Source organism: Novipirellula sp., assembly GCF_041583735.1.
Taxonomy (GTDB): domain Bacteria; phylum Planctomycetota; class Planctomycetia; order Pirellulales; family Pirellulaceae; genus Novipirellula.
Genome location: NZ_JBFHFD010000691.1, coordinates 1 through 4,537 on the forward strand (window position 1 = coordinate 1; position 4,537 = coordinate 4,537).

The window sequence follows — 4,537 nt, forward strand, 5'->3', positions numbered from 1 at the left end:
ACACCATCGACCTGCCGGGCACGCTCTACAACACCGGCGTGACCTTTTTCAACCGCAAAGAATGGTCCGCAGTCATTTCGACAACGTTGGTTGTCACGCCGTCTGTACGCAGCGACTTTACGACCGACGAAAATGCAGTGCGATTATTTGGGTTGGGCTTGGTCAATTGGCAGTGCCGACCCGATTTAAGCTTGTCCTTCGGAGCGGTCTACCTGGGCCGTGCCGACCTGCCGCTGCTACCCGCAGCCGGTGCCACATGGACTCCCACGCCGCAGTGGAAAATCGATGCCATGCTGCCGCGTCCGCGGATCGCCCGCCGAATCTCCAAAGACGGCGGCAACTCGGAATCATGGGCGTATCTTGGCGGCACCCTGGGCGGAAACACATGGGCCGTCACACGCGATAGCGGCATATCGGACGAGTTGACGCTCAGCGACTTGCGGTTGCTTGTCGGCTACGAATTGCTGCGAGCCGGAAATCGAGGCTTCTTTGTCGAGTCGGGCTATGCGTTCAATCGCTCGATTGAATTTGAAAGCAGCAATAGCGAGATCGATCTCGACGATGCTCTGTTTATCGAAGCCAGCTTGAAATTCTGATCTTGCCCGGCCTGTTTTCGACAATTCCGCTTCCCTGCGATGCAAGAGCGATAGCGGCTTGCGGGAATGGCATCCACGATGCATTACGATGGCTCGGACGCTTCGTTCGCATCGGTGTCGAGCGAGGCATTGGGAGCAACGTCGGGCTCGCCCCCAGCATCGCTTCGCGGGGCGGAGGGCTGCTCAGCATCCTCAGCGGTGCTATCTGCAGTGTCATCTACGGCAGCCTCTTCGGCGGCTTTCGCTGCTTTTCGCTCTTCGCGGCGGGCCATATGTTCAGCCGCCATCTCTTCGATCGACTGCACATGATCGGGTTCGGTCTTGCCGAACTTCTTTTCGTATAACGATTCGATAAATTGCGGCAGCGGCACCTTCCACGGTTTATGTTCGGTGTTAGCGAGCCGGTCGAACCGCTTGGGCGACATCCCCAATTCGCGTGCCATTTGGACTTGCGCGTGCGACAAACGGTACTTTTTGCGAACATCTATCCACGGCAAAAATTTGTGTGGAATGCGGGTGTTTTTCTTTTTCTTCTTGCTCATCATCTGCTTTAAGTACGTCGTCTATAGGTCAATTCGCTCGCCAGCGAGGATGGTGATGGACGAGCCAATCCAGGATTGTAGCAAGAACTGGAAAATGTTCGACTTCGTTTCGCTAAGAATCATCCTTCCCGCCCAACCGAATCGTGGAGCGATCTGGGGATCGCAAAGCTGTCTACTGAGAGAGAGAGAGGGGGGGGAAGGCACATGTCCAGCCGAGACGCGGGTCCAGACAAGACACGGGTCCAGACAAGAGGGGGGTTTAGCGTGATTCCGCTGGCAGCGTCGTACTGGCCGTGACCGTCGTTCCGGCCAGCATCCACTGCACACCGACTCCGACTTGGCTGTATGGCACCGAAATGGTGACCGTGACCGGCTGCATCTCGGCTGTGATCTCGGCCTTAGTCGCAGGAACGAAATCGATGCTGTGCCCCGAGATGCCTGCTTCGCCTAGCGACAGATGGATCATGTCACTTGCCTGTTGCTGCGTCTTGTCACCAAGCGCGTAGATACGGCACCCATTGATACACGCTTCTTGCAGCGAATGCTGGACGGCGAACGCGCGAGCCACCTCGACCGATACCAGGATCAGCAACAGCAGGGGCGGCAAGACGACGGCAAACTCCACCGCCGCGATCCCGTGTGATTTTCGTCGTCTGATGAATCGAGATTTCGCGTGACGACGCGCAATCGACTTCGTTTTTTTAAATGACATCATGATTCTATTGCACTAAAACGGTGCGGTTGATCGTGCCAGCGATGTTACGATAGGCCTGTTTCAGCGTACGAGTTAGTTCGCTTCCGCTGCCCGAGGCCGAAAACTGTTTACCGCCGGTTGCGTTTGCAATCGCGGTCATCAACGCGACATCCGCGTCATCTCCCAAGCTAATCGTGTGAATTTCGATTCCGAGGCTTTCGGCATAGTTTGCCATCGCAATCGCATATTGGTCCGGGTCATCTTCAGGTTTGTTGGCATAGCCGTCGCTCATCACCACCATCAACATCTTGACAGTGTTACCGTGGCTGTCGTGTTTGCGATGGTTGGCGTACAGATAGTGAGCCCCATCGCGAACGGCGGCACCGATCGGAGTCCCTCCGCCGTATTTGTCGGACGTCAACGAGCTGCTCGACAGAATGTCGTTCTTCAAGAACGAGAAATCGTTGGTCATCCGAGCTTCGAGAATGCCTACCCAATCCGTGGACGTGTCATAGGGATCCGGAAACAAACTGGACGGCGTTGCGGTATACAGGATTCCGGTGTGCCCCTCTTTCTTTGGATCGTAGCTATCTTTTCGGGCGCCGTACCCCATCACTCCGATGCGGTCTTCTTTGAGCGACAGCTCCATCATCGTCACAAATTCCGGTGATGCTTGCTGCAGTGCCTCGATGCGTCCATCGGAGCCCATCGATCCCGACAAGTCGAGGACCATCACGATATCCAGCGGGATACCGGGTGCGGATGCAATGGCATGACGAGGAATTGAGAACGAGGATTGACCAAAGATGCCCGCGAAAAAGAAAGGCTCCCTGTCTTGAACCGCGTGCACTCGGATCGCACTGGCGTTGGTGTTTGATACGGTAAACGTTTCGGTGTTGGGATCCCAGTTTCCGGTTTCCAAAGCGATGGTGTCCGGCGGTACATCGACCACAAAGCCCACTTTGTTCTTGGCAATAAAACTTTCTGCCACCGCCTTGGCACCCTGGATATCATCGGGATTGTTCTTAAGGTGCAGTCCTCCGGCGATTGCTGCTGCATCTACTGCACACTGCAATTGGCTGCGGACCAATTGCATCCGGCCAATGTCCACCGCGAAGGCCGCCATGCCAACGATGACGATCATCAAAACGGCAAACAACACAATTGTGCCCCCGCGACGTTTGCACGCTGGAGAGAAAGCAATTCGCGTCATCATTGAAACTCGCTGAAGAAAAGTAAAATGCCATTGCGCATCACGCAGAGAGAACACTAACCCATCAAAACTATTGAACAAGCTCGCCTTCACGGGGCAAAACACAAGCGGCGGTGTAACTCATACCGCTGAAATGACGTGGAACGGGTAACCAAGTCATATCGGCAAAGTTCGCAGTCACACGCACCGTGACGGGTTCCCATTGCGGAGTGGTATCTAGCGAAGCGGGTTCGATTTCGATGCTGTGTTTGGAAATCCCCATCGCTTCGGTCAACTGTTTGACTTCGGCTTTGATGTCCGAAGTGTTGGCCCCTTTCAGTACGGCAATTCGGCAACCCGATCGAGCCGCTTCCTCCAACGCTTGGACTGTCATCATCCCACGGCCCAGTTCGACGGCGGCAAACAGCAAGATAAACATTGGAATGGCGACAAAGGCAAATTCGACGCTGACAGTACCGCGACGCTGTGAGACGCTATGGATGGCGACGGAGCGGCGAAAGTAGCGTCTGCCTTGTGTTCCGGCGCCGCATACGGATCCGACACTGCGTGATGATTCGGTGGCACCCATGATTTCGGAAATCGCCTTTGAGCCAATTTTCTAGTGGGGAAGGGACTCGCGTCGCAGCCATTGATCCACGACGGACTTCGCATTCAATTAATAACTAGCTTACACACCCCCCAGAAAAGCGGATCTTCATTCGTTTTTTGCGACCCGAGTTAGCACGTCATGCAGAATGTGCCGATTGCACCAAGTGCACCGGTGTTTGCGGAGGCAGTGACGACGATGACTGACAGCGGAGTCAGCAGAGTTGAAATTCACGGTCAGCCCTCCGAGTTTTCGACAAGCCGACTCGGCGTGCGAACGATATGAAGTACAATGCTGGATTGATTGATCCCCTCACTCCACTACATAACGAAATCATGGATAAAAAAGCGAAGAAGCGTCTCGATGTTATCAACAAGAAACTACAAACCCTGCGTCCTCGATTGGCTGGGTCGCGTGAACAAGCCGACGATCTCGATGAACTGAAGCAACTCGAAGACGAAGTCGCTGCGTTGGAAGCCGAAGCAAAGAAATTGAAAGAATCGAAGTAAACCGGCGACCGTCGCTCTACTCCGAAGCAACCGACGATTCTTGCTCGTGACTCGCTTCCGCCGCATCGGCGCCGATGATCTCGGCAGCAATCTTCGCTAACGTGGCGATGCTGGGTTCGTCCATGAAATGGCTGATCGGGATCACGATTGCCAACTTGGTTTCGATCGTGTTTTTCAACTCGATGGCCATCAGCGAATCGAGACCGAGCGAACCGAGCGATTCGGATCGATCCAATGTGGTCGGGTCCAACGACATGATTTTGCCAAGTTGCTCGCTGAAGTAGATTTCCAGCCGCTCGCACCGTGCATCGTGGTCGAGCAAACGAAGCTCTTGCAGCAATGCGTCGTCTTTCGCCGAAACCGCCTCGGACCGAGATTGACCGTTGGCAGTGTGCAG

The 4,537-nt window shown here is 54.8% G+C and carries 6 protein-coding genes and 1 pseudogene; 2 read left to right on the forward strand and 5 right to left on the reverse strand.

The window, feature by feature from the left end; genetic code table 11:
- A pseudogene (locus tag ABX962_RS31030) lies at positions 1-596 on the forward strand (hypothetical protein); the annotation flags it as partial.
- An 83-nt stretch (positions 597-679) separates the two neighbouring features.
- On the opposite strand, the gene ABX962_RS31035 reads toward ABX962_RS31030, so the two are convergent.
- From ABX962_RS31035 to ABX962_RS31050, 4 genes are all read right to left on the reverse strand, one after another.
- Positions 680-1,141, reverse strand: a complete 462-nt coding sequence (locus ABX962_RS31035) for a hypothetical protein (protein WP_372725399.1) — start codon at positions 1,139-1,141, stop codon at positions 680-682.
- A 256-nt stretch (positions 1,142-1,397) separates the two neighbouring features.
- Positions 1,398-1,853 carry a TadE/TadG family type IV pilus assembly protein gene (locus ABX962_RS31040; protein WP_372725400.1) on the reverse strand — a complete coding sequence of 152 codons (456 nt, stop codon included), beginning with the start codon at positions 1,851-1,853 and terminating at the stop codon, positions 1,398-1,400.
- 4 nt (positions 1,854-1,857) lie between these two features.
- Entirely contained in the window at positions 1,858-3,048 is a 1,191-nt protein-coding gene (locus ABX962_RS31045) for a pilus assembly protein TadG-related protein (RefSeq protein ID WP_372725402.1), read from the reverse strand.
- A 67-nt stretch (positions 3,049-3,115) separates the two neighbouring features.
- Positions 3,116-3,613 (reverse strand): TadE/TadG family type IV pilus assembly protein, encoded by a 498-nt coding sequence (locus tag ABX962_RS31050; protein ID WP_372725404.1) that lies wholly within the window; start codon positions 3,611-3,613, stop codon positions 3,116-3,118.
- Positions 3,614-3,966: 353 nt separating this feature from the next.
- Here ABX962_RS31050 and ABX962_RS31055 point away from each other — a divergent pair, with 353 nt between their 5' ends.
- On the forward strand, positions 3,967-4,140 hold the full coding sequence (locus tag ABX962_RS31055; RefSeq protein ID WP_008691263.1) for a hypothetical protein: 174 nt from the start codon (positions 3,967-3,969) through the stop codon (positions 4,138-4,140).
- A 16-nt stretch (positions 4,141-4,156) separates the two neighbouring features.
- Here ABX962_RS31055 and ABX962_RS31060 read toward each other — a convergent pair.
- The coding region (locus ABX962_RS31060; protein ID WP_372725406.1) for an acyl carrier protein at positions 4,157-4,537 on the reverse strand (381 nt) is incomplete at its 5' end.

What these genes read in the sequence shown, in the direction of transcription:
- ABX962_RS31035 (WP_372725399.1), bottom strand. Translation starts at nt 1,141, where the DNA reads ATGATGAGCAAGAAGAAAAAGAAAAACACCCGCATTCCACACAAATTT.
- ABX962_RS31050 (WP_372725404.1), bottom strand. Translation starts at nt 3,613, where the DNA reads ATGGGTGCCACCGAATCATCACGCAGTGTCGGATCCGTATGCGGCGCC.
- ABX962_RS31040 (WP_372725400.1), bottom strand. Translation starts at nt 1,853, where the DNA reads ATGATGTCATTTAAAAAAACGAAGTCGATTGCGCGTCGTCACGCGAAA.
- ABX962_RS31045 (WP_372725402.1), bottom strand. Translation starts at nt 3,048, where the DNA reads ATGATGACGCGAATTGCTTTCTCTCCAGCGTGCAAACGTCGCGGGGGC.
- ABX962_RS31055 (WP_008691263.1), top strand. Translation starts at nt 3,967, where the DNA reads ATGGATAAAAAAGCGAAGAAGCGTCTCGATGTTATCAACAAGAAACTA.